The 25,001-nt window shown below is 64.2% G+C and carries 27 protein-coding genes and 1 pseudogene; 11 read left to right on the top strand and 17 right to left on the bottom strand.

Going from position 1 to position 25,001, the window contains the following annotated elements; all coding sequences use genetic code 11:
• Position 1: 1 nt before the first annotated feature.
• Positions 2-685: a uridine kinase family protein gene (locus ACWGUG_RS17030; protein WP_279071142.1), complete on the top strand. Its 684-nt coding sequence runs from the start codon at positions 2-4 to the stop codon at positions 683-685.
• Positions 686-846: 161 nt separating this feature from the next.
• On the opposite strand, the gene ACWGUG_RS17025 is transcribed toward ACWGUG_RS17030, so the two are convergent.
• Complete coding sequence (locus tag ACWGUG_RS17025) at positions 847-1,362, bottom strand: hypothetical protein (protein WP_279071139.1); 516 nt, start codon at positions 1,360-1,362, stop codon at positions 847-849.
• Positions 1,363-1,698: 336 nt separating this feature from the next.
• Here ACWGUG_RS17025 and ACWGUG_RS17020 point away from each other — a divergent pair, with 336 nt between their 5' ends.
• A complete protein-coding gene (locus ACWGUG_RS17020; RefSeq protein WP_282837531.1) occupies positions 1,699-2,019 on the top strand; it encodes a hypothetical protein in 321 nt (106 codons plus the stop codon).
• 92 nt (positions 2,020-2,111) lie between these two features.
• On the opposite strand, the gene ACWGUG_RS17015 is transcribed toward ACWGUG_RS17020, so the two are convergent.
• The 3 genes from ACWGUG_RS17015 to ACWGUG_RS17005 are packed head-to-tail and all read right to left on the bottom strand — an operon-like array spanning position 2,112 to position 6,846.
• Positions 2,112-3,188: a patatin-like phospholipase family protein gene (locus tag ACWGUG_RS17015; protein WP_282837532.1), complete on the bottom strand. Its 1,077-nt coding sequence runs from the start codon at positions 3,186-3,188 to the stop codon at positions 2,112-2,114.
• Complete coding sequence (locus tag ACWGUG_RS17010) at positions 3,185-5,632, bottom strand: ThiF family adenylyltransferase (protein ID WP_282837533.1); 2,448 nt, start codon at positions 5,630-5,632, stop codon at positions 3,185-3,187. The genes ACWGUG_RS17015 and ACWGUG_RS17010 overlap by 4 nt, the downstream gene beginning before the upstream one ends.
• Entirely contained in the window at positions 5,629-6,846 is a 1,218-nt protein-coding gene (locus tag ACWGUG_RS17005; RefSeq protein ID WP_282837534.1) for a ComEC/Rec2 family competence protein, read from the bottom strand. Before ACWGUG_RS17005 ends, ACWGUG_RS17010 begins: the two co-directional genes overlap by 4 nt.
• Before the next feature lie 441 nt (positions 6,847-7,287).
• Here ACWGUG_RS17005 and ACWGUG_RS17000 point away from each other — a divergent pair, with 441 nt between their 5' ends.
• Both ACWGUG_RS17000 and ACWGUG_RS16995 read left to right on the top strand, forming a co-directional pair.
• Positions 7,288-7,650 carry a DUF3846 domain-containing protein gene (locus tag ACWGUG_RS17000; RefSeq protein ID WP_376127398.1) on the top strand — a complete coding sequence of 121 codons (363 nt, stop codon included), beginning with the start codon at positions 7,288-7,290 and terminating at the stop codon, positions 7,648-7,650.
• A gap of 13 nt (positions 7,651-7,663) precedes the next feature.
• Positions 7,664-8,029 (top strand): hypothetical protein, encoded by a 366-nt coding sequence (locus tag ACWGUG_RS16995; protein ID WP_376127397.1) that lies wholly within the window; start codon positions 7,664-7,666, stop codon positions 8,027-8,029.
• A 33-nt stretch (positions 8,030-8,062) separates the two neighbouring features.
• Here the strand turns inward: ACWGUG_RS16995 and ACWGUG_RS16990 are convergent, their stop codons facing one another.
• The 3 genes from ACWGUG_RS16990 to ACWGUG_RS16980 all read right to left on the bottom strand — a co-directional run bounded on the left by ACWGUG_RS16990 (position 8,063) and on the right by ACWGUG_RS16980 (position 9,322).
• The gene (locus ACWGUG_RS16990; RefSeq protein WP_376127395.1) at positions 8,063-8,368 is read right to left on the bottom strand and encodes a hypothetical protein; all 306 of its coding nucleotides are present in this window, start codon (positions 8,366-8,368) and stop codon (positions 8,063-8,065) included.
• A gap of 15 nt (positions 8,369-8,383) precedes the next feature.
• Entirely contained in the window at positions 8,384-8,725 is a 342-nt protein-coding gene (locus tag ACWGUG_RS16985) for a hypothetical protein (RefSeq protein WP_376127393.1), read from the bottom strand.
• Positions 8,726-8,827: 102 nt separating this feature from the next.
• Entirely contained in the window at positions 8,828-9,322 is a 495-nt protein-coding gene (locus ACWGUG_RS16980; protein WP_376127391.1) for a hypothetical protein, read from the bottom strand.
• A gap of 487 nt (positions 9,323-9,809) precedes the next feature.
• Here ACWGUG_RS16980 and ACWGUG_RS16975 point away from each other — a divergent pair, with 487 nt between their 5' ends.
• From ACWGUG_RS16975 to ACWGUG_RS16960, 4 genes and pseudogenes are all read left to right on the top strand, one after another.
• Entirely contained in the window at positions 9,810-10,733 is a 924-nt protein-coding gene (locus tag ACWGUG_RS16975; RefSeq protein WP_376127389.1) for an ArdC family protein, read from the top strand.
• 2 nt (positions 10,734-10,735) lie between these two features.
• Complete coding sequence (locus ACWGUG_RS16970) at positions 10,736-11,326, top strand: hypothetical protein (RefSeq protein WP_376127387.1); 591 nt, start codon at positions 10,736-10,738, stop codon at positions 11,324-11,326.
• A 396-nt stretch (positions 11,327-11,722) separates the two neighbouring features.
• A complete protein-coding gene (locus ACWGUG_RS16965; protein WP_376127385.1) occupies positions 11,723-12,013 on the top strand; it encodes a hypothetical protein in 291 nt (96 codons plus the stop codon).
• Positions 11,931-12,593 (top strand): annotated as a pseudogene (locus ACWGUG_RS16960) (HNH endonuclease family protein); the annotation flags it as partial. The gene ACWGUG_RS16965 and the pseudogene ACWGUG_RS16960, both read left to right, overlap by 83 nt.
• Before the next feature lie 75 nt (positions 12,594-12,668).
• On the opposite strand, the gene ACWGUG_RS16955 reads toward ACWGUG_RS16960, so the two are convergent.
• Positions 12,669-13,937 (bottom strand): IS256 family transposase, encoded by a 1,269-nt coding sequence (locus ACWGUG_RS16955; protein ID WP_452325340.1) that lies wholly within the window; start codon positions 13,935-13,937, stop codon positions 12,669-12,671.
• Between the two features lie 138 nt (positions 13,938-14,075).
• On the opposite strand from ACWGUG_RS16955, the gene ACWGUG_RS16950 reads away from it, so the two are divergent.
• Positions 14,076-14,204, top strand: a complete 129-nt coding sequence (locus tag ACWGUG_RS16950) for a hypothetical protein (protein ID WP_376127383.1) — start codon at positions 14,076-14,078, stop codon at positions 14,202-14,204.
• A 59-nt stretch (positions 14,205-14,263) separates the two neighbouring features.
• On the opposite strand, the gene ACWGUG_RS16945 is transcribed toward ACWGUG_RS16950, so the two are convergent.
• The 4 genes from ACWGUG_RS16945 to ACWGUG_RS16930 form a co-directional block, all read right to left on the bottom strand.
• Positions 14,264-14,653 carry a hypothetical protein gene (locus ACWGUG_RS16945; protein WP_376127381.1) on the bottom strand — a complete coding sequence of 130 codons (390 nt, stop codon included), beginning with the start codon at positions 14,651-14,653 and terminating at the stop codon, positions 14,264-14,266.
• A 639-nt stretch (positions 14,654-15,292) separates the two neighbouring features.
• A complete protein-coding gene (locus ACWGUG_RS16940) occupies positions 15,293-17,884 on the bottom strand; it encodes a DEAD/DEAH box helicase (RefSeq protein ID WP_376127380.1) in 2,592 nt (863 codons plus the stop codon).
• Positions 17,881-20,043, bottom strand: a complete 2,163-nt coding sequence (locus ACWGUG_RS16935) for a site-specific DNA-methyltransferase (RefSeq protein WP_376127378.1) — start codon at positions 20,041-20,043, stop codon at positions 17,881-17,883. Before ACWGUG_RS16935 ends, ACWGUG_RS16940 begins: the two co-directional genes overlap by 4 nt.
• 59 nt (positions 20,044-20,102) lie before the next feature.
• Complete coding sequence (locus ACWGUG_RS16930) at positions 20,103-20,408, bottom strand: hypothetical protein (protein ID WP_376127376.1); 306 nt, start codon at positions 20,406-20,408, stop codon at positions 20,103-20,105.
• 191 nt (positions 20,409-20,599) lie between these two features.
• Here ACWGUG_RS16930 and ACWGUG_RS16925 point away from each other — a divergent pair, with 191 nt between their 5' ends.
• Together ACWGUG_RS16925 and ACWGUG_RS16920 are read left to right on the top strand one after the other, a co-directional pair.
• Positions 20,600-21,100, top strand: a complete 501-nt coding sequence (locus tag ACWGUG_RS16925) for a hypothetical protein (protein ID WP_376127374.1) — start codon at positions 20,600-20,602, stop codon at positions 21,098-21,100.
• Positions 21,101-21,319: 219 nt separating this feature from the next.
• Positions 21,320-21,556 carry a hypothetical protein gene (locus tag ACWGUG_RS16920; RefSeq protein ID WP_376127372.1) on the top strand — a complete coding sequence of 79 codons (237 nt, stop codon included), beginning with the start codon at positions 21,320-21,322 and terminating at the stop codon, positions 21,554-21,556.
• Between the two features lie 39 nt (positions 21,557-21,595).
• On the opposite strand, the gene nrdH is transcribed toward ACWGUG_RS16920, so the two are convergent.
• From nrdH to ACWGUG_RS16895, 5 genes are all read right to left on the bottom strand, one after another.
• Positions 21,596-21,829: a glutaredoxin-like protein NrdH gene (nrdH, locus tag ACWGUG_RS16915; protein ID WP_071044856.1), complete on the bottom strand. Its 234-nt coding sequence runs from the start codon at positions 21,827-21,829 to the stop codon at positions 21,596-21,598.
• 65 nt (positions 21,830-21,894) lie between these two features.
• The gene (locus ACWGUG_RS16910; RefSeq protein ID WP_376127369.1) at positions 21,895-22,173 is read right to left on the bottom strand and encodes a hypothetical protein; all 279 of its coding nucleotides are present in this window, start codon (positions 22,171-22,173) and stop codon (positions 21,895-21,897) included.
• 716 nt (positions 22,174-22,889) lie between these two features.
• The gene (locus tag ACWGUG_RS16905; protein ID WP_376127368.1) at positions 22,890-23,519 is read right to left on the bottom strand and encodes a hypothetical protein; all 630 of its coding nucleotides are present in this window, start codon (positions 23,517-23,519) and stop codon (positions 22,890-22,892) included.
• Positions 23,516-23,884 (bottom strand): hypothetical protein, encoded by a 369-nt coding sequence (locus ACWGUG_RS16900; protein ID WP_376127366.1) that lies wholly within the window; start codon positions 23,882-23,884, stop codon positions 23,516-23,518. The genes ACWGUG_RS16905 and ACWGUG_RS16900 overlap by 4 nt, the downstream gene beginning before the upstream one ends.
• A complete protein-coding gene (locus ACWGUG_RS16895; RefSeq protein WP_376127364.1) occupies positions 23,884-24,822 on the bottom strand; it encodes a hypothetical protein in 939 nt (312 codons plus the stop codon). Before ACWGUG_RS16895 ends, ACWGUG_RS16900 begins: the two co-directional genes overlap by 1 nt.
• Between the last annotated feature and the right edge of the window lie 179 nt (positions 24,823-25,001).

The raw sequence follows: 25,001 nt of genomic DNA, 5'->3' as shown, positions 1-25,001 counted from the left end.
AATGCCCGGCCTCGTTGCTCCGATGACCTTGCCGCCCGGCGAGCCGGCTGCCGGCCCTTGGCGGGCGATTCGAGAAGAGGACCTCGTCCGGGTGCTGTTCAATGCGGGCAGCGTTTCGCCCCGCAAGCCCTTAATCGTGGCGGTAGACGGTCGCGGTGCATCCGGGAAGACAACTCTCGCCGAACGGTTGGCTCGACAGGTGGATCGCTCAGCCATCGTCCATACCGATGACATCGCTTGGAATGAACCCTTCTTCACGTGGGGCCATCTCCTCGGCGATCACATCCTGAGTCCGTTGCGCCGCGGTGAGAGCGTGATGTTCTCACCGCCCGCCTGGGCTAAGCATGGGAGGGACGGGGCCATCGAGGTTCGCGCTGGTTTGGATCTCGTGATCATCGAGGGCGTTGGGGCCAGCCAGCGCGAATTGAGCGACCTCGTTGATGCCACCGTCTGGGTACAGTCCGACTTCGCTGCAGCGGAAACACGAGGTATTGCCCGAGACATTGCTCAGGGCGTGAATGGAAGCGCCGAAGAGACCGTCGCTTTCTGGCACGAATGGATGGATGAGGAACTGCTGTTCTTATCGGAGCAGAGGCCGTGGGAACGGGCATGCATAGTTGTCGCGGGGACCCCCACGATCCCGCTCGAGCGAGATCGGCTGGCCGTGGCGAGCGGACCCTTGTAAATCTCCAAGCCCGCGTCATCTCAGGTAGGACGCTCTGATCAGTGGGCGCCCGACATCGTGCGGAGATCCGCTACTGAGGTGCCCTCAGCGAGACCATCGTCGACAATTCTGTGGACCCATCCTTCTACGGTCGTCCCCCTGGGCGCGTGCGGAATTTCGGCTTAGGGCGCGAGCAAGTACGCGACGGGTTCGGAAACGGCCACGATAGCGGTCACCACGATGCCCATGACAGCCAAAGTCGTCCAGCGCGCGGAGGTGGACGCCGCCAGGCCGACCACGATCGTTCCCACGCTCAGCGCGAGGAGGGCGGAGCATGTCGCGATGAACGCCGCGATCGCCCACAGGTTCTCTGTGTCGCTCGTGATCTGCTGCGAGACGAGCCCCGCAAGGAAGTACGAACCGAGGTAGGCGAAGAACAGTCCGCTCGCGGCCATGCACAGACCGGACGTGATCCAGACGGCGACAGCCTGGAGGTGTCGGCGCAGGTATGGAACGAGGAAGACAAGCTGACCGAGAAGTGCGAGCACCGTCCCGAGGAGACGGATATCGGTGAACGAAGTCAGGGAGGCCACCACCAGTGATGTCATGGTGACGATGACGTAAAGCACGGTTACCGCCGCCACCGTTCTCGTCGATCGCGGTTCAGCGGTGGCCAGTAGAGGTTCCGTGCTGGTCATCGGCTGCCTGCCTGTCGTTGATCCCAGATGCTGTGTGTCGTCGTCTTCAGCATCAATGGGAATCTCTGCACCCGCAAGCGGATCCGCTTGCGGGCGCTCGCCCTAGGGGGAAGTGGACATCTTCGCGCAACGATGACGCTGCAGCTCGTGGACATTTCTCGAGTCGAAAGCCCGCTGTGACGTGCGCGCGGTGGACAAGTCGCACCGGTTCCTACAAAGATTGAGATGTCCGAGACAGGACTGGCTCCACGTCCGATGGGGCGCACCAGCAGGCGGCGATCACGCCGTCCGCGAGTAAGGAGAGATCATCGTGCCGACGTGTGGGAAACTCAGGTCATGACCATGGCCGACCCGTACACCCCGGAGAAGTCGAAGGCGCTCTTCGGCAACAGCCACATGTCCACGGTCATGCTCGAAATCGCCTCGCTCGACGACGACACCTTCTCGCCCAAGCAGATCGTGGAGCGCACCGGCTTGCTGGGCAGTGTCGTTCACCCACTGATCCACCGCCTCACCGACGCCGGACAGATCGAATACCTCGGCCGTGGGCCAGACGGCAAGGCGAAGCTCTACCGCATACGCCGCACCCACATCTGGGATGCAATGAAGAAATACGCAGACGGCGTCGACGACGAAGTCGGCCAACTCGCCAGCTGAGAGTTGTCTGCGGGCACCTACGTGGTAGACCGATAAGCCGAACGTGGGGAAGCAGGAGAAGCTTCACCGGAAGGGTGCCGTGAGCCGTCGCTTCAGTTGCCGAGGTCAGCGTGGTAGTGGCCCAGGAGCAGCCGGGTGAGCTGTTCACCCCGTACCGCGACGGCCGTGAGGTCCTCCGTGGTCATTGCGGCGAAGTTGGTGGGGTATCGCTCGACACGCTCACGCGGGATCAGATCATGGAGTGGCACCGGGAGCTTGTGATCGCGCATCCCGAGGTATGCGTGCACGAATCCATCAATCTGGCCGGCCGCGGCTGCGTCGTGGATGCGGCCGCGGCTCGCATCTTGGGTCTTGCCGTACGTGATATCGAAGCTCTGCGACAGCCGGCCGGGGAGGAAGCGTGCAGCGCGGCGGTGGGCGCGCCCTCGGCCGGCATCAGCCGCGATCAGGAAATCGAGCTCGTAAGTGTGGCTTGTGTGAGCAGTGGATCGATTGGGCAGCAAGGGACTCAGTCCAAGGTTGTCGTATACGCCGCCGTCGGTCATGACCACCGTCTCATGCGTTCGATGACCATCGCGGTTCTCGAATTCATACTCCCTGGTCATCGCGGGCAGGAGTATCGGGAACGCAGCCGAAGCCGCCACCGCCTCTGCGACGGTGACCGGATCCAGGATCTTTCCGTACGCGGAGCAGGAACTCACCCTGCTACCGAATCTCACGGCGTTGCCGGTAGTCATATCCGTCGCGGAGAAAATCACGCTGCGATCCGGGTGCGTAACGTCGGCCACGTCGCGGCTGCCGAACGCTCGTGAGGCAAGTGCAGCGACGAGGGCATCGGTACGCGAGTACCCGCGGCGCTGACCCGGGACTGTGGCGCGAAGTGCGCTGCTCGCGCTCTTCACCATCGCGGTGGGCGCGAATGCGCGTCGGGCGAGCTCGGCCTGCAGCCCGCAGCGAAGGAGTTGGACTACCGAGTCGTCGAACTCAGCGAACTCGGCCGGCCCGTACGCCCACATGGCCGTGAGTAGGCTTCCGCCGCTAATTCCGGATACGACAGACACGTGCTGGAGAAGGTCGCGATCCTGCAGTGCCCGGAGACAGCCAAGTCCGAAGGCTGTAGCGCGAAACCCGCCTCCCGAAAGGGCTAAGCCAATACGCGGAGTGGTCATCCGTCCGCCTCGATCGCGCCCGCCGTCGGGTAGGCGAATCCTCCCGGGAACCAGTGGGTGCTGCCGATCGTCATGTAAAACGGTGAGCTTGCAGGTGTCCGGGTGCGTCCTTCATCCCGTCGGACAACGCGCGCATATAGGTGGGGTGGGGTCCCATCGCGTAACCAGGTCGACCAGGCGTGTGACGGTCCGCCGAGGATCAGCATCAGCGCCCGCCGCCCAGCACCCTGAGGCGCGACGATCTGCGACATTCCCGCATCGTCAATGTCGCTCGGTCTGGCGGGGCCGTGCGGGTGCGTGTGCCACATGCCCACGAAGCCAACCCGGTCACCGGTGTTACGCAAGCTTGCCTCCACGATCTGCTGAGTGCCCTCGACGCCGTGATCGAAATAGATCGAGGAGAGGTGGCTGTCCGGGGACGGGCCCGTGGCGGCGTCCACGTGCACAGTTCCCGTCGCATCGTCGATCATGCCCAGGAGCATCCCGCCCGTCTCGACCTTTGCCCCTCGGATGCGCGCACCCCGACGGGCTTCGCTCCGGATCTCAGCCAGTGCACGCGAACTCACCTGGACCTCATACTCACCGGAATGATCCGCCATCGTCACGTCGTTCGGCCACGTCAATGGCCGCGGCACGTGGCCGGCCGCGGGCGGGGTGAGGTGAATCGCCACCGCCGTCATCGGTGCTGCCTCACGATCAGTCAGCACACGAAGAGCCGACCACAACAGTTGGGAAGCGAGAGCCACTGTCTGGGTGGAGGACCCCGTGAACGTGGGTGCAGAACAACCCGGCTCGGGGAAGAACATGTCCGTCCGCGGGGTGGCTGGGAAGAAATCTTCAGCGATCTCAGCCCATCCGAGGGGCGGGTTGGTGGCGATGTCGATCGCAGTTCGTCGCAGGACATCGTGTGTTGCCCCGGTTGCTCCCGTCAAGGACACGGTGACGACGCCGCGCTCCGCGGTGTGTCCGAACACGGCACCGACAGTGGGCGGCCACTGATCTCTGCGCGAAGAGCGGGCATCCTCGAGGGCGGTCCGCACGCCCACGTCCGCCGTCGCATCGATGACGAGGTCGTATCCCAGGACGGCGTCGGGTTCGCTCAGGATTCCCGTGACGATGTGGGATCGGGAGGCCGTCACGATCAAGTCTTCGCGGACACGGGACAACCGAGCTGCCAGACGCTCCGCCTTGTTGTAACCGATGTCATCATCGTCGTAAGGCTGGCGCACGAGGATCCCCGGGCCGACATTCCCTTTGTCGATCACGTGAAGAGCCGCCACGCCTGCGCGAACGCATTGCTCTGCGATCGGTGCGCCGAGCGCCCCGGCGCCGAGCAGCAGCACACGCTTTCCGGCCAGCCATGTCGACGCTGATCCCGTGTCACGGCGTCGTGTCACCTCGGCGCGCGCCTCATGGACGATCATCCATTGAACCTTCGCGAAACCCAACCAGGCCTCGGCCAGCTCGCGAACGTCCGTGGCGAGCTGCTCGTTCTCCGGTCGGATCATCTGCAAGAGATCGGTGATCTTGGAGCCGAGGTCATCGAGGTGCCAGCACGTCACGTGCGCAAGCGGCTTCCCAGGGTCGAGGCGCCGCGCAGGTGTAGCCAGAAGCATCATCGCTGGCACTGCACTGCCACCGCTTACCGAGTGCCCGAGCACCTTGTTGATCGTCGATGCCCGAACGAGAGCCGAGAGAAGCATGTCCCGCGGAACCCCGTACCCATCCAGCGCGTCGGCGAGGGCAGCGGCAGTTGCCGGGTACTCCATATCGAGTGTGTCGCTGATCACTATCGAGGGCGCCACGAAGAGCGCGCGACCCTGATCGTCATGGCTCGCGACACCGTCCTCGAGAACGCGCTCATAGGTCTGAAGCGGAGTGAGCCACTCGAGCACATCAACGCGAGACCCGCGTTGCACACACCACGCGTAGACCAGCCTGACCCCGTCACCGCCGAGATCGCGCCACGGCACCAGATCTCCCAGATCCGGGCGCAGCACAATCCACCCGTTCTTATAGGAGCCGTACGCGATAGGTGGGTGCAGCGGCTGACCCGCTGGATCGAGCTCTCCCGCAGCTGCGCGCTGCACCCACGACATCAGGCGGGAAATCAAACCCCGCATGCCATCTGCTGGATTCCACTCAACGGACGGCGCCGCATAGAGACACAACACCGAACCCCACTGCACGTGCGGTGTGCCCGCCCACCGCCGGTGTCGAACCATCACTGACGGGTACGCGTGAGGGTATGACGGCTCGACCAGGATCTCGAATCGTTCCCTGCGCCGCACTGAGATACCGGAGCCAGCGGTAACGACACCGGCCGTGTCCAAGGAGATGCTGTAGGTGGAGATCGTCTCGTCCGCCGTCGATCCGAGAAGCTGGATAGCGCCGCCACTCATGTCGGCGAGATCCGCGAGCTGGCGGGCGGCGAGTTCGCTCAACGACCGAACCCGATGGGGTTCTCCGGTGCGCTCTGCCCACCACGATCAGCGGCGATCGCGTCCTGAACCCGATCCACGCCCGAGAACTCAGAGGCCACCGCTGTCGCAGGAAGTGCGTGCGCCAAGCTCACCGCGGCAGCAGTGACGGCGGCAAACCGGCGGCCGACGGAGGACATCGACAACTCCAGCGCCGCTTCCTGCGCCGACTTCTCAAGCAGCTCGCCGCGGATCACGCGCGCACCGTACGCGTCGACGCCGAACACCACCGGACTGGGTGCCAGTTCATCAACCCACGACATGGTGCAAATCAGCTCATCAGCTATCTCGGCGTACCGATCCGCCGCCATAAGGTGCGGCGGGTTGTGGCCGTCCACGTCCACGTCAGGAAACACCGCGCTACTGGCCACAATCGAGGCACCCAGCCGGGCGTTGCGCTCGAAAGCGTCAAGGATGTCCTGCTGCAAGACCTCCGCGCCGTCCACATCCTTCTTGTACATCACCCGCTTCGAGCAGTGATGCGGCGCAAGCAACAGATCCCACTCGAGATACTGCTCGCGATCCTTCGCCTCGCTGTACTTGAAGATCTTCATGATCGTGTCGTGCGCCAGATCTCCGAAGAGCAGAACCTTGCCGTCAACACCCGACTCGTCGGTGAGGGTCACCTGCATCGACAACGATGTCTCGTTCCGGGCAGCCGCAGCATCCTCCTTGAAGGGTGCATGGATGAACGCCTCGAAAACACCGGCACGATCATGACCGTCCAGCACTGTCAGCGACGTCCCCGGATACGCCAAGTACTCCTTCGGGAGATCGTCGTACGCATGGGAGCTGTGATCGGTGTCGTATCCAACTACTCGGATCCGATCGCCACTCCCTGGAGCCCCACCGACGCTCACCGCTGCACGCGTGACCTCAATACGACGCTCCGACTCTTCACGAAACGCGATCGCGTCCGCGCACAGCTCCGGTGCCTCCGGATCGTTGTATTCACGCCACAGGCGCGGCGTCGACCACAGCTCACCAATACGGACCTTCGCCAGCAGATCCGCAAAACCCAGGCAATGGTCCTTATCGGCATGCGTCAACACGAAGGTGGCAAGATACGGCTCCCCATCAACGATCGGGAGGGCATCAACGAGGCGATCAACAACCGCGACTTCTGGGTTCTCATCGCTGTCCGCCTTCGCAAGGTCATGAAGATCGACCTGCATCACCACGCCATCATCAACGACGACTGTCGTACTATCTCCGGTGCCAACCGGCCAGAACACCGCGCCTCTCGCGGGAAGCCCCTCTGAATACATCACGCACCTTCCTGTCGACCAAAACCGGTGCGCGCCAATCCGCCACACTTCGGGTGTGCACTGCTCAAGGTAGCTACGACCACCGACACCAACACTGGGAAACGCAAGCGGATCATTGAGCCACCCAGCGCCAATCCGGCTCCCAGCGCCGCCCCACATTCGACGTCACCACGGCAAGCACCGGCGAATGGCACAAGGAGCGGATCCCGGGTACCTGGCACGAATGCCAACTGCATGCCATCTCGTCGTGGAAAGTGCCATCTTCACGCGGAACCTACAGTTTCTTCTTCAGCAATGTCAGTGGTCCGCGCTAAAGTGTAACTGTCAGAGATACAAACAAAGGAGCATGATATGAGCGGAACGATGCGACTGGCAGTGAAGGTCTCGCCCGATGCGCGCACGGAGCGCGTGGACCTGGGGGCGAACGCCTATCCGGTGATCTCGGAGGCGGTCCAGGGGGACATCGAGCCCGTCACCTTAGCTGAGGATTTCGAGTTCTACGCCAACGAGAACGGCTGGGCCGAGTTCTCGCCGCTCGAGCGCAACCCCCTCGCGGAGGCAGTCCAACTCGGCTGCCTCGGTGCCGCCAACCCGATCGTGGGTCCGGTGATCTTCACGGGGGGTATCGACGAGGCGGGCGAGACTCGTGGGCTGTCCGAGACTCGAGCCGCGCTGGTGGAGCAGCTGGCGATGATGCTGCGCGGGGAGGCCTGAGATGGGTGCGGACATGCTGTTGGCGATCGCCGCCTCTCCCCGAATGACCAGCAGGGGTTCCGATGCGTCGGTCGACGTGCTGTGCACCCGCGTGGAGGAGCGAGCGGCAGCGGCGGCCTCGGAAGGGGATCTGGAAACAGAGCTCTACCCGGAGCTGTTCGAGGACAGATCCGGCAGGGCGGCCGATCTGGCTGCTGACGCGCTCACAAGCTGGATCAGGAACGGAGGGCTCGAGTCCCGAGACGTGGCACATGTTCGGATCGGCGGCCGTGAGTACATCGCCACAGGAGGACTCTCATGGGGCGACTCCCCCACCGATGCATTCAGCTACGTGAGCCTGCTCGACGATATCCACGCCTTCGACGAGCCGCTGCCCTGACACCACGCGCGCCGCTTACTCCTGGTCGAGGGGTCAGCGGTCGCGGTGCACGACCTCGATGGTCTCCACCTCGATGTCGGGAACGGTCTGGGCCGCATGGCTCACCGTCGCGCACAGAGCGGTGATGGTGACGCGATCACCCTTGCTGACGGCAGCACGGATCATCTCAGCGCGAGGCCCAGTCGCGTGGACGTTATACGGGCCGTGCTCACCGTCTATGCGGAAGCTCACCCGAGCTACTCGTCCGGGAAGGCTGCGGGTCAGCATGAGGGGTGATCGGACGATGCCTGTTGCGATGACCGCAGTCTTCGGCGACGAGGCGATCTTGGTGGTGTGCATGACTTTGCTCCAGATCTAGCTGTAGATGGGCGCGTCGAACGTGACGCGATGGAAGATGTGGTCGGCGTCGTCAGCGCAGCCGGCGCCGAGATCGTCGATCATGACGGCTGCACAGCAGAGCTGTCCCTCCGCATAGGCCGCGGCGAGCGCGTCGAGGATTCCTTGGAAGGTGACGGTCGTAGTGACCTCTCCTTCGGGCTCGTCGACGTCGGTGTAGTGAGTGATGGAGACGGTCGCCGCGTCGAGATCGGACTCGGTGGCAACTAGCCAGGATGAGCTTGGACCGCGAAGAAGGTCACAGAGGTCGACCACCTGAGACGGCGGGATCTCTCTGGTGATCGTGAGTGTCAGCGCCATAGTTGCTTTCCCCTTGTTAGTATCTTGGTTCGTTACTAACGGTACTCTCCTAGGGTGATGTGTCAAGGTGGCGATTGTGAGCTCGCGTCTTGCGAGATAGCGTCATTCCGCATCAGCAGCAGACGCCTCGACAGGGTGAGCGAGCAGTTGCGGCTTGGCGGGCCGAGAGAAGAAGCCGAAGGACTCGTCATCGTCACCACGCTCGACGGTCGCTGTAAACGCCACGCGGTGGCCGCGGGCGGGTCGACCATCGAACTCAAGCCCACGCGGCACGCTGCCCCATACTTTCCAGCCCGGACCTGTGACGAGCATCTTGAGCGAGCCGCCGTAGGCGTTCTCCACCCACTTCGTAGCGGTGATCTCCCCTTCGAGGCGCACACGACCGGTGGGAACGGGGCGCTTGGCAGCCTCCTGCTTACGCAACTCGGCGATGACAGCTTCAGCTTCGAGGCCCCAGACATCGAAGTCGAGCTCTTCGATGCCGGCAGTCTCGGCAGCATCCAAGAGATCCCCCGCCCTGCGGCGCAGCGGATCGCCCTCGCGCAGTTCACCGTACGCGTGGGTGAGCGCGCCGTGGGCGGATGCGTTCTCCTCCATGAAGCGCGCTTGCGCGGAGACAATTCGCGCAAGCGCGTCTCGGGCTTCGTCAGCGAGGCGTGCGCGGCGACGTGCGGTGGATCGGGCAGACGAGATGAGGAATGAACGCGTGCCGGCTCCCCCACAGGCGAAGCATCCGGTCGTGACGTCACCGACGCTCGAGGTGTAGAAGGTGATCCGGCTGGGTGCGCTGTAGATGCCCGTACCCCCACACGCGCCACATGCTTCGGTGATCCGGTCGGCGCCCTTTCGACCGGGGTAGGGATCTTGGTACGAGCTCGCGCCGGCTGAAGGAGCGTTCTTCACGTCTCGCATCGCGCTTACCTCCCTTTCGTATCTCTGTCAGTTACAAAATACACCCACCCGCAGACACTCGCGTCGGGATCCTGCCGCCGGAGCGAATGGGGTTAGGGAGAGATCTTCCGCGTGTCCCTCGTCGGGTGTATATTAGTAACTGTCAGAGATACATACAGAAGGATGGTGCACGATGGCTACTCGAAAGACGCTCAGCCCCGAAGAGCGCAAGGCTCGCGCTGAAGCACTGCACGAGACGATCACTGCGCAGGTCGAGAAGCTTCGCGACTCCGAGCAGTGGACCGAGTTCCTGCGATACGCACGCAGTTTCCACCGCTACTCGCTCAACAACCTCTGCCTCATCTGGGCCCAGTTCGAGGCGCTCAAGGCTGCCGGTCTCACGGGCAGCGCCGACTCCTTCACCCAGGTCGCCGGCTTCCGGAAGTGGCAGGAGCTTGGCCGCCAGGTGCGCCGCGGCACCAAGGCAATCCGAATCTTCGGGTACGCCCAGAAGCGCATCGATGCGGCCGAGGATGAGAGCACTGACAGCGAAGCACGAACCGTGACCTGGTTTCCCGTGTTGAGCGTCTTCGACATCTCTCAGACCGATCCCATCCCCGGGCACCCAGGCGCCCCGGACAACCCCGTGAAGCAGCTCACCGGGGACGACGATCTCGGGATCGTCGATGACCTCAGCGACTACATGACGGGTCTGGGGTGGACTGTCGGCCGCGAGCGCATGCCCGAAGGGATGAATGGCTACGCGTCAGGCACACGCAAGCACGTCGCCCTGTCCGACTCGATCTCTCCCGCCCAGTCGGCAAAGACGATGATCCACGAGGTCTGCCACTTCCTCCTCGGGCACACGGATGAGGATTGCGACTACGTGGCGCATCGCGGCACATGCGAGGTCGAAGCGGAGTCCGCCGCCTACGTCGCACTGGGCATCCTCGGCCTCGACTCGGCCGACTATTCGGCCGGCTACATCACGGGGTGGGCAGAGCGCGCCGAGGCCGACGTCATGCGCGAGACAGCCAAACGCGTCCTGGACGCAGCGCAGCGCATCTCCGAGATCCTGACACCAGCGCCCGCGATCGCTCACGAGCTCGCCGCCTGACCATGATGCAGGACACCGGACCCCTGGAGACCGGCGCCCACGCGTCTGCAGGGACGGTCTCCTACGGCGCCCACATCCGTGCCGCCGGCATCCTCTGGGAAGTGTGTGACGTGCGCTCGATTGAAGCTCCCCCAGCCTCGAGGGAGACCCGCGGGCGTTTGCGCCCCATCGATACGGAGACCGGTGATCGTCTCACGATCGTGCGCATCGGACGCGCCGAACGGGAGATGGTCCACGTCGACCTGACCGTCTACGCCGGTGGCGAGATCTCCGCGTTTCCCGCTGCACGGAACTACAGCGCGCCGTTGACCGACCGGCAGCGGCAACTCATCCTCGACGACCTGGCCGGTGTCGAGTTCCACCTACCGCCTCTGAACGTTGACGAACGACTCAAGCGATTCATCTCGTCGATCGCCACCGATGCCACCCACGCCGCTGCGAACACGATCAGCTACGCACGCCGTCGGGTCTTGAGTGAGCACTTCGCCGAGCTCCAGACCCGTCCGGAGGCTGACCGGCATCGGGCAGCAATTCTCGACCAGGCTTGTGCCGAGTTCCGCGCGCGGTTGCAAGCGCTACTCACCCAGGCCTGAGCGCCGATCGGTATAGAGACGAGCAGCGCTTACGTCGGTATCCGCACCTAAAATCGGCGCCCATGCCCCCTCACCACTCATACCCATCCGGCGTCGAATGGAGCGACGTTTGTAGCTGGATCGCGGCGAATCGCCCCGATCTCGACGCGCGGCTCCGGGACGGCATCCCCGACCGGCAGGATGACCAACCCGCACCAGCACCTCCACCAGCGACCGTATGAACGCGTCCGCGTTCCACACCCAGGACAATCCGGGTCCGAGGACACCAAGCCGTCATCCGCGATCATCTCGGCACGCTACTCGCTCGTCGTGGCCGGGAAGCTCAACTTTCCACAGCCTCCGCAATCCTGTAGAATAGTAACTGAGAGAGATACATACCGAAGGGAGTTGAGGGAAATGGCGAACAAGACAGCAATGCAGGTGATGAAGGTTCTGCACCGCCAGGCGAACCCGACCGCAACCACGCGAGGCACTCCGGCCCAGGAAGCGAAGCGTCTGAACAAGTCCCGCAGGCTCGCGCTGGCCAACGCCACCGCCATGCTCAGCAAACTCAACCGCGCAGCCGTCACCGAGTCCGCCACGACCATCCAGGCGATGACCGACGATGCACAGGTACTCCTCGACGCTGCCACCGGGTTCCAGGAACTCATCGACGACATCCCCAACGGTCGCCAGCTCGCCGCCTGACATGGCTCGCCGGATCGTAACCGCCATCGCCGCCATCAGCGCCGTCTGCGCCGCCACGGCGGCGATCTGGCTGACGTCCGGCTCGTTCGCGTCCCCTGCAGAGAGCATCGTCCCCGACCCCGACCTGCAGCCCCTCGTGAACGCCGGCTACACCACACAAAGTGAGAGCGGCTCCTACGCCTTCAACCATTCGCTCATCGAGCAGCAGATCGACCAACTGCCGCCCGCCGATGAGGTGCTCATCCGCGCGTATGAACGTGACACCTTCGGCCAGCGCTGGGCGGATGTGGACCGAAACGGCTGTGACACCCGCAACGACATGCTCCGAATCTGGTTGACGGAGGTGACATTCAAGCCCGGAACACACGACTGTGTCGTTCTCACGGGCACGCTCGCCGATCCCTTCAGCGGCACCGCAATCGCGTTCACCCGCGGTCAAGGCACGAGCGAAGCGGTGCAGATCGACCACCTCTGGCCGCTGTCAGCAGCCTGGCAACGCGGAGCGGACGCCTGGACCGAGGTGAAGAGACAGCAGTTCGCAAACGACCCACTCAACCTCACGCCCGTCGACGGCCCGCTCAACCAGTCCAAAGGTGACAGGGTCAAGTCCCGTGGTGTGGTGTCACTCCGGTTGTTCCCTGTGGTGGGTGGAGGGTCAGGCGGTGAGGTAGCGCTCGGGGCGGGGCTGCTCGGTGTGATCGTGCAGGGTATGGACGAGTTTGCGCATGGAGATGTCGGAGAAGTAGCGGCGTTCGCCGTAGGACCATTCCTCGTGCTGTTCTTGGAGGACGGCCCCGATGAGGCGGGTGACGGAGTCGCGGTCAGGGAAGATCTGGACGACGTCGGCGCGGCGTTTGATCTCGCGGTTGAGGCGCTCGATGGGGTTGTTCGACCACACCTTCTGCCAGTGCTCGCGGGGCAGCGGTGCGAACGCGGTGAGGTCGGGTTCGGCGGCCTCGAGCATGGTCGCGATCTCCGGGAATGAGCCGCGGAGGCTGTCGGTGACGGCCTGGTATTGCGCGGTGACGGCTTCGGTCGTGGTTTGCGCGAAGATCGTGGAGATCAGTGCGTTGACGGGCTTGGAGCGGGCCGAGCCGATCTTCTGGGTGACGTTGCGAGCGAAATGGACCCGGCATCTTTGCCACCCGGATCCGGGCAGGATCGCTTTGACCGCGGCTTTCAGGCCGGCGTGCGCGTCGCTGGTGACCAGGGTCACCCCGAGCGGGTCGGCGTCGGTGGCGACCTTGAGTCCCCGGTCGCGGAGGGAGCGGAGGAACTCGGTCCAGAAGTCGGTGGTCTCCGCGTCCCCGAGCGCCATCCCGAGGATCTCCCTCCTGCCGTCGCCGGAGACTCCGGTGGCCACGACGAGGGCTTGGGAGACGACCCGGCCGCGGTGGCGGACGTCGAGGTAGGTGGCGTCGAGGACCAGGTAAGGGAAGCAGGTGTGATCGATCCGGCGGTGCAGGAACTCCTGCACCGCCTCGTCGATCTCCCCGCAGATCCGCGACACGGTCGACCTCGAGATGCCGGTGTCGTTGCCGAGCGCACGGACCAGCTGGTCGACCTTCCTGGTCGAGACTCCGTCGATCCAGGCCTGGCAGATGACCGCGTAGAGGGCTTTGTCGACCCGGCGACGCGGGTGCAGCAACGACGGGAAGAACGACCCCTCCCGCAGCTTCGGGATCTGAAGGTCCACCTCCCCGGCCGGGGTCGCGAGCGTCTTCGGGCGCACTCCGTTGCGGCGGGTCGTCCGCTCAGGAGACCGCTCGTGCGGGGCCGCGCCGATCTTCACGGTCGCTTCCGCGTTGATCAGGTCTTGCAGGCCGGCCTGCAGCATCCGGCGGAACACGTCCGAGTGGGCGAGGTCGGGGTCGGCGAGGACTTCGCCGATCAGGGTCGTCAAGGCAGACTGGTTCTGGGTCATCGTGGGATCCACTTCTTTGCTTCTTGGCGGAAACAACTGGGTATCCCACGGTGGCCCGTCATCGTCTACGACGACGAGGACCCCGCGGGAAGTGACACCACGCTATGGGACTCACCCGGTGACAGCGGGCCCGAATGGATGCCTCCGAACGTCAGCTACCGCTGCGTCTACGTCGCACGGATGGTTCTCGTCGCCACCAACTACCAGCTGGAGCTGACCCTCGAAGACCGGCGCGCGCTCACTACGACGCTCGCCAGCTGCGCCTGATATAGATCTCCGTCATGAGGCCGGGCGAATGCAAGTCCGCAGACATGGCGGAAGCGATGTCACGCTCGGGCAAGTACCGCGCGGATCAGTGGCGTGGGGTCGGCGGCAGGATTTCGCCAGTCAGCGCGGCCGGGATGGGTCACGGTTACGACAGCACGGCCGTCGGCCGCGACGTGCGCCTCGCTGGTCCATGCTCGGGCGTTCTGTTCCCGAAACCGGTCGATCAATCGGTCGGCGCCGATCGCCTCCCGAGTCCAACGTCCAGCAGTGCCACCGAGGCAAAGAACAGTGCCAATCCCCAGCGATTGAAGAACCGCGTCATGAACCACCCAGCACTGCTTCAGCAGCGCCTCCTTTTCACGACCAAGCGCCTCCTCGCTCGTCGACCGGACGAACACGACGTTGCTGGCCGGCACATCGCGGAGGTCAAGCCCCAGTCGGTCGAACACGTGCCGCATGCGTGGTTGCAGCCCGTGCGTCCCAGGGGGTTTGCCCTGCCAGGAATCGTCGAGATACGCGGACCAGGGCGCCGCACGCCGCTTCCAATCGTGAACGCTGCGTGCGACCGTCTCACTCGCTTGGGAAACGGGCGACCCACCGGGATTCAAGCCCAAGATGTATAGGTCACGGTGACCTTGAAAAGCGCTCGACCCCGAATAGAAGAGCGCGCCGGATCGCTCGAGCGTAGATGGCGAAAGTTGCTCTATCGACGCGGCAATAGCGTCTGGCTGAAAATCGGGCATGGAGCGGTCAGGACTCGTTAGCCGCGATGGGCGCGGACAAGGCGACAGTCTTCGGCACGGCCCCACGCTATCTGAAGAGCATCGGGGTCCCTGACTGTTCTTCAGGCGCTCACGAGGAGTGGACTATCGGTTCCCCCTCGAGGGCGCACACGCGCAGATCCGCAGGCGAATGTGGCCCCCTGTCTGCCACGAATCGCGGGCCGCCTGTACGCGTGTCGCCAGGGTGGAGTAATCTCCTCTGAGACGCCCGGTTGCGGTGCGGCGGTTGAGAAGCAGTATCTCTGACAAGTGCTCCTTCCCATCTCCCGCTTCACCCACCGGGCGTCTTCTTCTATTCGGCGGTGATCAGTAGTTGCTGGCCGCCCCGCTCCGGTAGAGAGCCTCGGCGTCGCTTGCCGCTCCGATCGCATCTCGAACGTTCTGCTGCGTGAGGTCAAGCACCCGCAGCGTGTCGTCGACCTTCGCGACCGCTTCGATGCGGTGGAACGCGGCGCCATGCTCGACGGCGAACCGTGCCAGACCACGAAGCTTCGGCAACGCGTCGGCGAGATGGAACCCGTGCGGATCGACGATAGAGGGCCGAACGCTCCCACCGACGTCGGCGAAGAAGATGAAGTCTGGGAACAACCGGCGCCACGCACCCTTGCCGTCCACGTAGGCGATCGCGAGCGCGTCGTCGGCAGCTCTTCCCGGGTTTCGGTACCAGGCGGCGCTGTGGGGCAGCTCGCGATCGAGCACGTCGATCTCCCAGCTGCCGAGCGAACCGATGGGGAACGCGCCGTGCTCGTCCGACATGAGGTGGTGGGTGCGCGTGGCAACTGGATTGCCGTCTTCGGTGATAGTCGACTCCGTACGTACCTTGGGCCGGAGGACGGAGATCGGCTGCGGCGTGCCCGTCATTGCGATGAGCTCGGCGTAAACGGCCTGTCTCTCGTCGGAGAGGCCCTTGATGGGGATCCGGTACTCGGCAAGCCATCGTTCCGCGAGTGCAGTCGCAGCGCGGTTGAGCTCGTCCGCCACGGTCGGCACTTTGGCGAGCGCGGCGACTTGGAGATGTGCTGCGAAGAAGGCGTCGTCGTTGCCGTCACGGTCTGCGATGCGCTCGGCGTATCGGGCTGCGATGTCTTTGCCGAGGACTCGGCCGGCGGCGCGATATTCGGCGTCGACCGTGCGGTCGTCGGCGAGTTCGGTGAAGGTCGAGTCGACGATGAACGTCCGGTTTGCGATGGACGCGATGATGGTTTCTCCGTCGACGGTGCGAACATCTTGGCGTGCCTCGTCGACGATGTCGGCGTAGCGGGCCGCGAGACCGTCGAGCACCGCCAGCAGCTCGGTGTGGGCGAGCTTGGTGGCATTCGGCACAAGGCGGTCGTATGCGAGAGCCTGGGCCAGTCCCGAGAGCCGTGAGGTGGGTCGAGCGCCCTTCCGAGGGAGCGTCTCGGACGGGAGCTGATCGAACGCGTTCCAAACCTCTACCGGGATGGTGGCGTTGACGTGCATGTCGATCGGTCCCAGGAGCACTCGTCGACCGTCACCGCCGCCGGAGCCACCGCCGGCGTCGAGGTCGTCGTCATCGCCGTCGGAGGAGGCGACGCCGAGGAGCAGCTCGACGACCTTTCGGGCGGTGGACCGTTCGAAGAATGGGAGGATGCACTCCACCGAGTTGAGGCGATCGTCTCCGGGGATGCGTCGGGCCAGCGGTGTTCGCACCATCCGGCCGAGCAGCTGGGTGATGTGCGTGTCGTCCTGGGCTGGGCGGTAGGAGACGAGCACCTCGGCGCGCGGGCAGTCCCAGCCCGTCGAGATCGCGTCCTTCGCGAGCAGGACGCGGATGGCGGTGCGCTGTTGCACGTGCTCGGGGCTGATGTAGCCAATGACGCGACCACCGATGACCAGGTCGGTGTGCTCGCCGAAGACGTGTGCGATGTTCGCATCGCCGAGCTCCGGCCACTCGTCGGCGATCGCCTGGAGCGCATCGAGCAGCATCTGGTCGCTGGGGGTGTTGGGCACCTGCACCACCAGGAGGGGAATGACGGGATCCTCCATGGTCTCCTGTGCGCGGTGGTAGTCGGCCCAGTGCTGGGTGGATTCCTTCACTCTGCGTACGCCGCGGCGAAGCAGCACGGTGTCGAAGGTGCCGGTCTCTGCGGGGAAGTCGAGACGGATGTCGTCCTTGAGGAGTCCAGACTCCTGCACTCGGGCGGGGTCGACCACGACGTTTGGAAGCAGAGTTCGTCCGGACGAGTCGGCCATCGCCTGGTTGAACCGCTCGACCGTTGCGCTGATGCCGAGCACGACCGGTACCGGAGGGGCGCCAGCTTCGCCGTTGACGAGCTGACGAACGATCGTTGACTTCTCTGCCCGTTCATTGCGATTGGGGCGCTTCATCCCCCGGTGTGCCTCGTCGAGGATCACGTACAGCGTGAGGGCGGGATCTTCGATCGTGTTGCGCAGGACATCCCAGAAAGTGTTGGCCCGGCGGTCTGGAGCGATCAACATGTTCTCGGCGTCGGCGAGCGTGCCTCCGCGCACAAGGAGTGATCGGGCAGCAAGCTTCTGAGAATTGAGGAAGTAGACGTGCCCGGGTTCGAGGCGATCTCCGGCGAACGTGTTGCCGATCGCGACGAGTCGTGAGTACGGGATCTCCTCGGTAGCCTGCAGGATGCGATGACGGGTCTGCTCGTTCAGTGACGGGTCGCTGGTGAACCACAGCACCACGGCGCCCGGGTCGGGTGCGAAGTTGAAGTCGTCGTTGCCGGCGAACAGCGCTTCGATGACCGCGGCCGCCATGACGGTCTTGCCAGCACCGGTGACAGCAGACAGCGAGAACGCCGACAGCCGCGGCCGTGGCCGGTGATAGTCCTCGCGCGCGTCGATGAGATTGGCCAGCACGTCCGCTACCGCATCGGCCTGATAGTCCTTGAGGGTGAACTTCACCGGCTCTCTCCCCCGACGTTGATCGTGAAGTTGGTCAGATAGGACTCGTATAGCCGGACTGGCTCTATGTGCTCCGGGAGGCCTGCGCAGACCATCTGGAACGATCTGTCATCGTCGGTGACGATGTAGGCCACGCGTGCCGATGGCGCCGCGGCCAACTGCTCCTTGAACGCCCTCGAGGAGTCCACGTCGAACAGCACCCCGTACGTCTCGGCGATCGCGAAATCCTCTTCTTCGGCGTCAATACGCGGCCCACGAGCTCCCGCCCTCAGCCACAGAAGTGGAGCAATCGCCGAGAACGCTCTGTTGTGAGAAACCATCCGTGGTGACTCGTATGTGAGGGTGAACACCTCGAGGTTTTCGTCGAAGCCGTCGAGCATCGGAAACTCGTCGACGAACTTGTAGTCTCCCTTGATCGGCTCGCCTGCCGGCGTTCTTCCCAAGATCGCCGCCTCGAGTCGCGGCTTGGTGATGTAGTCGCAGATACCCCAGCGCTCCCATTCCTGATCGCCGGGCCGTAGACGGTCTGCACGCAGTCGCTTCTGCTCGTCAGCACTCACTTCGTTGTTGGTGATACTGATCGACTGTCGACGTCCGCCGTCCTGTCGATTCAGTCGCATCACTGCGTGCGCGGTCGTTCCGGAGCCAGCGAAGAAGTCGACTATCGTCGCGTCCGGGTTGTCAGCGACGAAGAATCTGAGCGCATCCTCGACCGCATAGAGCGCCTTGGGATAGGGGAACTTTCTGTCGGGGAGAAGTGCGGCCAGCAATCGCGACCCGCTGTTGCCGGCGTCATGAGATGAGATTCGCCACACATCGGTAGGCACGAATCGTGCCTCGTAGTCGGAGCTGTCGGTAATGACTGAGCCGTCGGCCCTACGTCCGAGCACCTTGAAGGTGCCTTCGGTGACCTTCTTGCGCTCCCCGAGCTTGAGGTAATAGGGAGTTGTTCGTTCGGCGTTCCACTTGCCCAACCGTGCATGACCTTGAGCTATCAGTTCTCGGAGAGCCGCGGGACTGATCTGCCAGCGGCCTTCCCGACCGTCCTGTCGGATGGGCCACACCGCTACGGCGCCCTCTGGGGCGGGTTGGGTTTGCCAGCCGTCTCCGTAGTACGGCTCGCCGACGGAATGAAAGATGGGTCCTTGTGGGGTGTCGACCACATTCACTGGATAGAACAGGTTGGGATGTGTCGTGCGGAAGGGTTGTGTTCCGGAGCGCATCAGCAGGTTCCATCGGATGTCGTTCTTGTTGCGTGTCACGACTGGGTTCCACTCGCTGCCCAGGGGCAAAGGTGAGGGAGCGGAGCTTCCGAACTGAACGAAATACAGGTACTCGGCGGATCGGTTGAAGGTTCCGCTCCGGGTGGATCCCGCACCATTGATTGACGACGTCACCATGGTGATTCGTGCTTCCGGAAATACCTGCTCGAGGAGCAGCCCGAGCCGCAAGTACTCCTTCTCATCGATGGTGACGATGAGGACAGAATTGTCTGGGTTTAGCAGCCGCTTGGCGACGTTCAGGCGGCGCTCGATGAAAGCTAGCCATTTCGAGTGGCGGTAGATGTCTTCGCCGTCGACGTAGTCGTTGTTGTACTTCCAGTCCTTGGCGCCGGTGTTGTAGGGCGGGTCGATGTAGATCACATCGACCCGTCCTGCGTGGGTGTACTGCAGCGTTTGCAGTGCGTGGAAGTTCTCGGCGTTGATGACGGTGTGGAACGGCTTGTCTCCGCCGCGCTCTACTCGCCCTGTTGACACAAGGCCCGGGTAGATGGGATCCCGGAACTCGGCGACGACGACGAGGTCGTCGATGTTCCGGGTCACGACCTCGAGCTCCACATCTGTCGGAGCAGGCGTGGAGTCTTCGATCGAGGCGACGAGCGTCGCCGTCTTGGTTGCTTCTTCGAGGGCGATGCTTCTCACCCTCCACAGACGATCGTCGACGGTGGAAGGTGCGTCGCCGCGGGCAGGCAAGAATCGCACCTTGTCGTTGACGCGAACAGGGCGGCCGGGCAGTTCGACCGTCTCTGGAGTGTGCCGCTCGAAGTTGAGACCGAACGCGCGGCGGCCGCTCAGTGCGGTGTACTCGCGTGTGAGGTCGGCTGCCAGCTGGGGGTTGAGTTGCTCGACGTGTTTGAGCAGCTGGGTGATTCGGGACACAACGGACAGCCTATTGATCCCGTTGCGACTCTCATCGCAAGCCTTGCCCTCGGCCGGGATTAGCGACTGGAGGAGGATGGCTGCTCGGTGGCCGCCTTCTCCCAGTATGCGTAGAGCGCCTGCTCCATCTCTCCTTTGAGCCTTGTCAGCTGCGCGAGCTGCGCTTGTTCTCGATCTGACAGCGAAGTGCTGCTCATCTTGGTGGTGAGCTCGGCGGAAGCATCCGTGACCAGTTGCACGCAGATGTTGGCGGCCGTGTTGAACCCGTCCTCGAATGCCTGATCGGTGTGTTCGGCTGCGACGCCTCGCACCCGAGTCAGAGCCTCCTGCCCGATGTTCTTGGCGAAGTCGATCAAGCCGGCCATGAATCCCCCTCTTCAATCCAACGACTATGTCGTGCGCTTGCGTTCAGGCTAGCGATTCATCCGCCGCCGCGAGCTGCGGGGAGCTTGAGGTCGAGGCGACCCGAGACGGCTGCCGCCGACCATTGTCGACGTCTCTCACCGGTGATACAGTTAGTAACTGTCAGAGATACTAACTAGTAGGGAGTGAGACTATGGCTGCAGCACTCGTTTCAGACGACACGATCGATCTGCTTGTTTCTGCCCTGATGATCCTGGGACTCAGCCCCGACCCGGCCAAGCCGATGCCGACCGGGTCGCAGTGCGTGACGCATGTCGCGGACGGAATCGGCCGCGAGCTCAGCGACGCGAACCTCGACGCGGTGAGCCTGGCGGAGGCCACGAACCCGCCCCGTTCGACATACCGATGGCAGCCGATCATGGAAGTCGCGCTGAGCTATCTCCTGCAGCCCACGGTGGCGCTGCAGGTCGAGGCGGCGCGCCGGCACTACGTCCGCAATTGCGCATCGCACCCCGGATGGGAGCAATCGCAGGCGCGACAGATCGTCGCCCGCTTGGGCGAGAGCCTCCGGAAGGGCCCGCTCCTGAGGTGGCCCCGCGAAAACCATGGCGACCTGCGCGGCATCCGGAAGTGCGAGCCGGCGTGGACACGAGAGATCGGCTTCGCCGGTCTGGAAGCGAAGGCTGACGCATGAGCGGGCAGCCACGGACTCCCGGTCGCCTTCCGGAGCACCTCCGCCACCGCTTGTCAGTGCAGTTATCTGTAGTCGCCGTTCTCGCCCTGGTCACTGGTGCAGGGCTCTTGGGGATCGTGGTGGCACCGATCCTCGACCGGATCATTTTGACAGGGCTGGCGGCGGGTTTGGTGTGGCTACTCATCGTCGCGGCAGTGGGGTTCTTCCGCGGAGACTGACATGACTAAGCAGACCGTGAGATGGACTCAGCAGGCTGAGGTGGTCGCCACCGTCGACATCAGCCTCGACGAGCTCGCCGTCTGGGCAGCAGAGAGCGCGCAGGTCCGCGCTTTGATGGGCGCCGAAGCGACCGCAGCTCACGTTAGCCGCGTGAGGTTGCTCCTGGAGTCGAACGCCCACGTACGCGACACCTTGGTCCGCCTGTGGGCGGTAAGCAAGGCGACGGAGAACGGCTGAGAGGTCCCGGATGTTGGGTCTCTCAGCCGTTCAACCGCATCAGGCGAGACGAGCAGCGAGCTCGTCGATCTTGTCTGGCCGGAATCCCGACCAGTGATCTTCGTCGGTGATGACGACGGGCGCCTGCAGATACCCAAGCGCCTTCACCTGCTCGAGCGCGTCAACGTCCTGCGAGAGGTCGTGAACTTCGTACTCGATCCCCTTCGCATCTAGCGCCCGATAGGTCGCGGTGCACTGCACGCACGCGGGCTTGGTGTAAACCGTGGTGGCCATGTGGTGTCCTCCTTCCTATTCTCGTTGCGCTGAGACTGCCAACCAGCTCAGACATCAGGTGGATGTCACTGAAGCGCGGTGATGACGATGCGGCGCGGCCTACGGGCCGGCAATGGCACGGCCAACGCGAATCGCGGCGTCCGCACCCACAGTGCGCGGCGGGGGTGCTCCCGAAGCGTGCGGGCCCACTCGTCCGCGGCCGCCTGCAGAGCAGGCAGCTCCCGCACAAATAGCACCGCGTTGTATATCCGGTAGGCGGACTCACCCAGCGCATCCCGTTCACCGGCCGACGCAGCGAAAGCACTCGCCACCAGCAGGTGCGCCTTCAACTGCCGTCCCGTCATCAGCCGCACTCTCATCCGTCGCCCCTCCCTGCGCATCCCAGATCTCACACTCGCTCGATGAGGATCGACCCATACTGTGCTCGCGTGACAAGGCTCCCGACCGTCTCGGTCCGCTCGAGCTCTTGAGCCGTAAGGATCGTGGAGGACGTTCCTTCGGACCCAGTGATGGTGACGGTGAACTGCATGGACGAGATCTCCCTGGTCAACCGGAGGCTGCGTTCGCGCGAGCAGCGCGGAGCACCTTCTGAATGTGTGCGTCGAATGCGCCGGCGACATCGCCAGCAGAGTTGGTCACCCGCCCGCGGGCGCCGCACCCACAGCCCCAGCGGCCGACGCCGCCTGGCACGTAGAAGTGCTCTATCGCTGGTGCGTGTTCGGTGCTCGTCATGAGGAGGATCCTGAGTATGAGGCGACCGCCGTCGCGTGCATCCGGATCGTTACGTCCTTCACTGCACAGGGATGCCGCCAGATTCGCCGGTCTACTAGCAAGACGGGGCGGGTTCCCGCGACGGATTCGGCAGCTTCGGCAAGGTCACGCGCCCAGACTCTGATGATCCCCGTCGACGGGTCAGCGAAGCCGAGAAGTTTCGGTAGGCAGCGGTGCGGCATCCCGGACCGAACGATGAGATCCGCGCCGATCAGGAGCGGCGGAAGCGGCACGATCGCCGTCTGCGGCGACTCGAGGTACACCGTGTACGCGGTCGGATGCGCTCGCATCATGAACCCCACTTCGAGCGACCCACGCGACTGAAGACGGTGAGCATGCCGGTGATGCCGACGACCGTGCCCACCGCGAGAGCTGCGGATGCCACAGCTGCCCCTGTCTGGGCGGCGAGCAAGGCGGGCGTCAAGCTGACGACCACCAGCACAGCCGCAACAACGATGCGAGCAATCATGAACTGTTGAAGCGTTCCGCCGACTCGCAGAAATCGAGTGGCCGCATCGGCGGCAGAGTGGCCGAGCAGCGCGGCGGCGAACAGGATGCCGACCAGCATGCCGAAGAGCGAAGACCACAGTGCAAGCGCGAACACGAGCACGGCTGTGACCACCTGCGCGAGGATCTCGGAGGCGAGCAGCAAAGCGGAGGGCGCGTCCCTAAGCGGCGGGCTAATCTCACTGGCCGCCGAAGAGAGTGTCCAAGCTCGGCGCTGAAGGAGTGTCCCGAGGATCTTGCTGCCTACCCCCGCCACGACCAGCCACGGCCAGGCAGAGCCGCCCGCAGAGAGATCAAACACGCCCGCAGCGACCACGGGCAGGAACGCCTGGCGCAGCCCCCATCCCGCGATGAAGATTCTGCGCAGAGGGCCTGGCTGGTTTGCCGGATGCGCGTTCACGACCAGAGTCATGGCTGCACCTCGCCACCAGCGCCGGCGGCGACGATGGGCCGAGCGAAACCCTCCGCGCCAAGACCGGGCCAGGCTGTCACGGAGTACTCACCGCGTTGGACGTCCTGGGACTGCGCCTCCAGCAGATCACGGATGCCGGCCGAATCGGAGCGGCGAGCCAGCCTGACCATGGCACGGGTGATCTCGATCGTCAGCTCAAGCTTCGCAAGAGGGTAGTACCGGCCATGCGCTCGGGCAGCCTCGTAGCACGTCAGCAGCTTCCGGGAGTTGTGGTTGGGACAGCCGCCCCGGCTCTTGCACCCGCCGATGTACCCCGCGGGCGTGCCATGGTCGACGCGTTCGATCATGTCGAGGGTGCGGCTCATCAGGCAGCCATCCTCTGGTCGGCCACGAGCTCGTCAGAAACGTGCTGCACCCGCAGGACGGTCCGCGACGTCACGCCGAGCAACTGAGCAGTCTCCTCGAGGCTGTAGCCGAGCTCGCGCGCGCGGTGGATGGCGAGGTGACGCTCTTCCCGCGTCATACGGACGCGCTCACCGTTGAGTGCCAGGGCGACGGCGACTTCGTCGATGACTGGCTCGGAGTCTTCGACGGCCGGCTCGTCGTCGTTGTCGATGTCGTCCCACGCCATTGCCGGTAGCCATCCCAGCCGCCGGGCGTAGTCGAGCGCTCCCGTGTAGACGGCGCGGTCGTATCGCGTCTCGTGGGGCGGTCTTACGTTCCACAGCTCCTCGAAGAGCGATGCCGCGGCCATGTGTAGCTCGACGGGGATCTCGCCATCAGTGGTGAGGATGCGTGCCATGCGCGACTGCGTGATCCCGAGGCGACGCGCCAGCCGCGTCTGCGCCCAGCCGAGCACTCCCAGAGCCTGGATGCGCCGCCGCATGCCCCGAGAGGACACCTTGACGTCAGGAGGCAGCGTGCTGAGGTCCGGCTGCACACCGGTGATCCGCTCGGCGGTGGTCCGGTGGATCCGCGCGGGCGGTGCCCCGCGTCCGGGACCGTCCTTGCGCTTGCTGCCGAACCAGATAGCGCGGATGGTGTCGGTGCTGACGCCGGCAGCCGCGGCGATCGCCGTGACGGTCATGCCGTGCTTGAGGAGGATCCCGATGTGCAGCTTGACGGGCGCCGTCGACGACATGCCGGAGTCGTACCTGCCGTAGGCGATCAGCTTCTTGCGCTCGTAGCACCGCTTGGTGTTCGCCGCGCAGCAGGGCGCGCAGCTGCATCGGTGGACGCGGTAGCAGGTCGGCGTGGCACCGTGCTTGTGGTCGGGCGGGCAAACCGCAGTGCGTTCCATCATCCATCCCTTCTCGACTAACTTACTTTTATAAATGTAAGCAGAGCATTGGCCGGTTGTGCAAGCGGAGAAGGAGCTCTCCTACCTACAAGGGGTGGACTACGACAGCGAAAGTGGACATATCCGGTTGCTGCTCATCGGCTGACGGCCGGCGTACGCGGTAATGCGACGCGTACGACTGG

Source organism: Microbacterium sp. NPDC055455, assembly GCF_053619935.1.
Note: the sequence above shows the minus strand (reverse complement) of the source record. Positions and strands in the feature narration are given on the sequence as shown.

Excerpts from the sequence above, each read along its gene's own strand:
- ACWGUG_RS16920 (WP_376127372.1), top strand. The coding sequence starts at position 21,320 with ATGACTAAGCAGACCGTGAGATGGACTCAGCAGGCTGAGGTGGTCGCC.
- ACWGUG_RS16985 (WP_376127393.1), bottom strand. The coding sequence starts at position 8,725 with ATGGCGCTGACACTCACGATCACCAGAGAGATCCCGCCGTCTCAGGTG.
- ACWGUG_RS16965 (WP_376127385.1), top strand. The coding sequence starts at position 11,723 with ATGGCGAACAAGACAGCAATGCAGGTGATGAAGGTTCTGCACCGCCAG.
- ACWGUG_RS16925 (WP_376127374.1), top strand. The coding sequence starts at position 20,600 with ATGGCTGCAGCACTCGTTTCAGACGACACGATCGATCTGCTTGTTTCT.
- ACWGUG_RS16975 (WP_376127389.1), top strand. The coding sequence starts at position 9,810 with ATGGCTACTCGAAAGACGCTCAGCCCCGAAGAGCGCAAGGCTCGCGCT.
- ACWGUG_RS17030 (WP_279071142.1), top strand. The coding sequence starts at position 2 with ATGCCCGGCCTCGTTGCTCCGATGACCTTGCCGCCCGGCGAGCCGGCT.
- ACWGUG_RS17020 (WP_282837531.1), top strand. The coding sequence starts at position 1,699 with ATGACCATGGCCGACCCGTACACCCCGGAGAAGTCGAAGGCGCTCTTC.
- ACWGUG_RS16905 (WP_376127368.1), bottom strand. The coding sequence starts at position 23,519 with ATGACTCTGGTCGTGAACGCGCATCCGGCAAACCAGCCAGGCCCTCTG.
- ACWGUG_RS16895 (WP_376127364.1), bottom strand. The coding sequence starts at position 24,822 with ATGATGGAACGCACTGCGGTTTGCCCGCCCGACCACAAGCACGGTGCC.
- ACWGUG_RS16990 (WP_376127395.1), bottom strand. The coding sequence starts at position 8,368 with ATGCACACCACCAAGATCGCCTCGTCGCCGAAGACTGCGGTCATCGCA.
- ACWGUG_RS16980 (WP_376127391.1), bottom strand. The coding sequence starts at position 9,322 with ATGGAGGAGAACGCATCCGCCCACGGCGCGCTCACCCACGCGTACGGT.
- ACWGUG_RS17000 (WP_376127398.1), top strand. The coding sequence starts at position 7,288 with ATGAGCGGAACGATGCGACTGGCAGTGAAGGTCTCGCCCGATGCGCGC.
- ACWGUG_RS16955 (WP_452325340.1), bottom strand. The coding sequence starts at position 13,937 with ATGACCCAGAACCAGTCTGCCTTGACGACCCTGATCGGCGAAGTCCTC.
- ACWGUG_RS17025 (WP_279071139.1), bottom strand. The coding sequence starts at position 1,362 with ATGACCAGCACGGAACCTCTACTGGCCACCGCTGAACCGCGATCGACG.
- ACWGUG_RS16910 (WP_376127369.1), bottom strand. The coding sequence starts at position 22,173 with ATGACGGGACGGCAGTTGAAGGCGCACCTGCTGGTGGCGAGTGCTTTC.
- ACWGUG_RS16970 (WP_376127387.1), top strand. The coding sequence starts at position 10,736 with ATGATGCAGGACACCGGACCCCTGGAGACCGGCGCCCACGCGTCTGCA.
- ACWGUG_RS16900 (WP_376127366.1), bottom strand. The coding sequence starts at position 23,884 with ATGAGCCGCACCCTCGACATGATCGAACGCGTCGACCATGGCACGCCC.
- nrdH (WP_071044856.1), bottom strand. The coding sequence starts at position 21,829 with ATGGCCACCACGGTTTACACCAAGCCCGCGTGCGTGCAGTGCACCGCG.
- ACWGUG_RS16950 (WP_376127383.1), top strand. The coding sequence starts at position 14,076 with ATGCCTCCGAACGTCAGCTACCGCTGCGTCTACGTCGCACGGATGGTT.
- ACWGUG_RS17015 (WP_282837532.1), bottom strand. The coding sequence starts at position 3,188 with ATGACCACTCCGCGTATTGGCTTAGCCCTTTCGGGAGGCGGGTTTCGC.
- ACWGUG_RS16930 (WP_376127376.1), bottom strand. The coding sequence starts at position 20,408 with ATGGCCGGCTTGATCGACTTCGCCAAGAACATCGGGCAGGAGGCTCTG.
- ACWGUG_RS16995 (WP_376127397.1), top strand. The coding sequence starts at position 7,664 with ATGCTGTTGGCGATCGCCGCCTCTCCCCGAATGACCAGCAGGGGTTCC.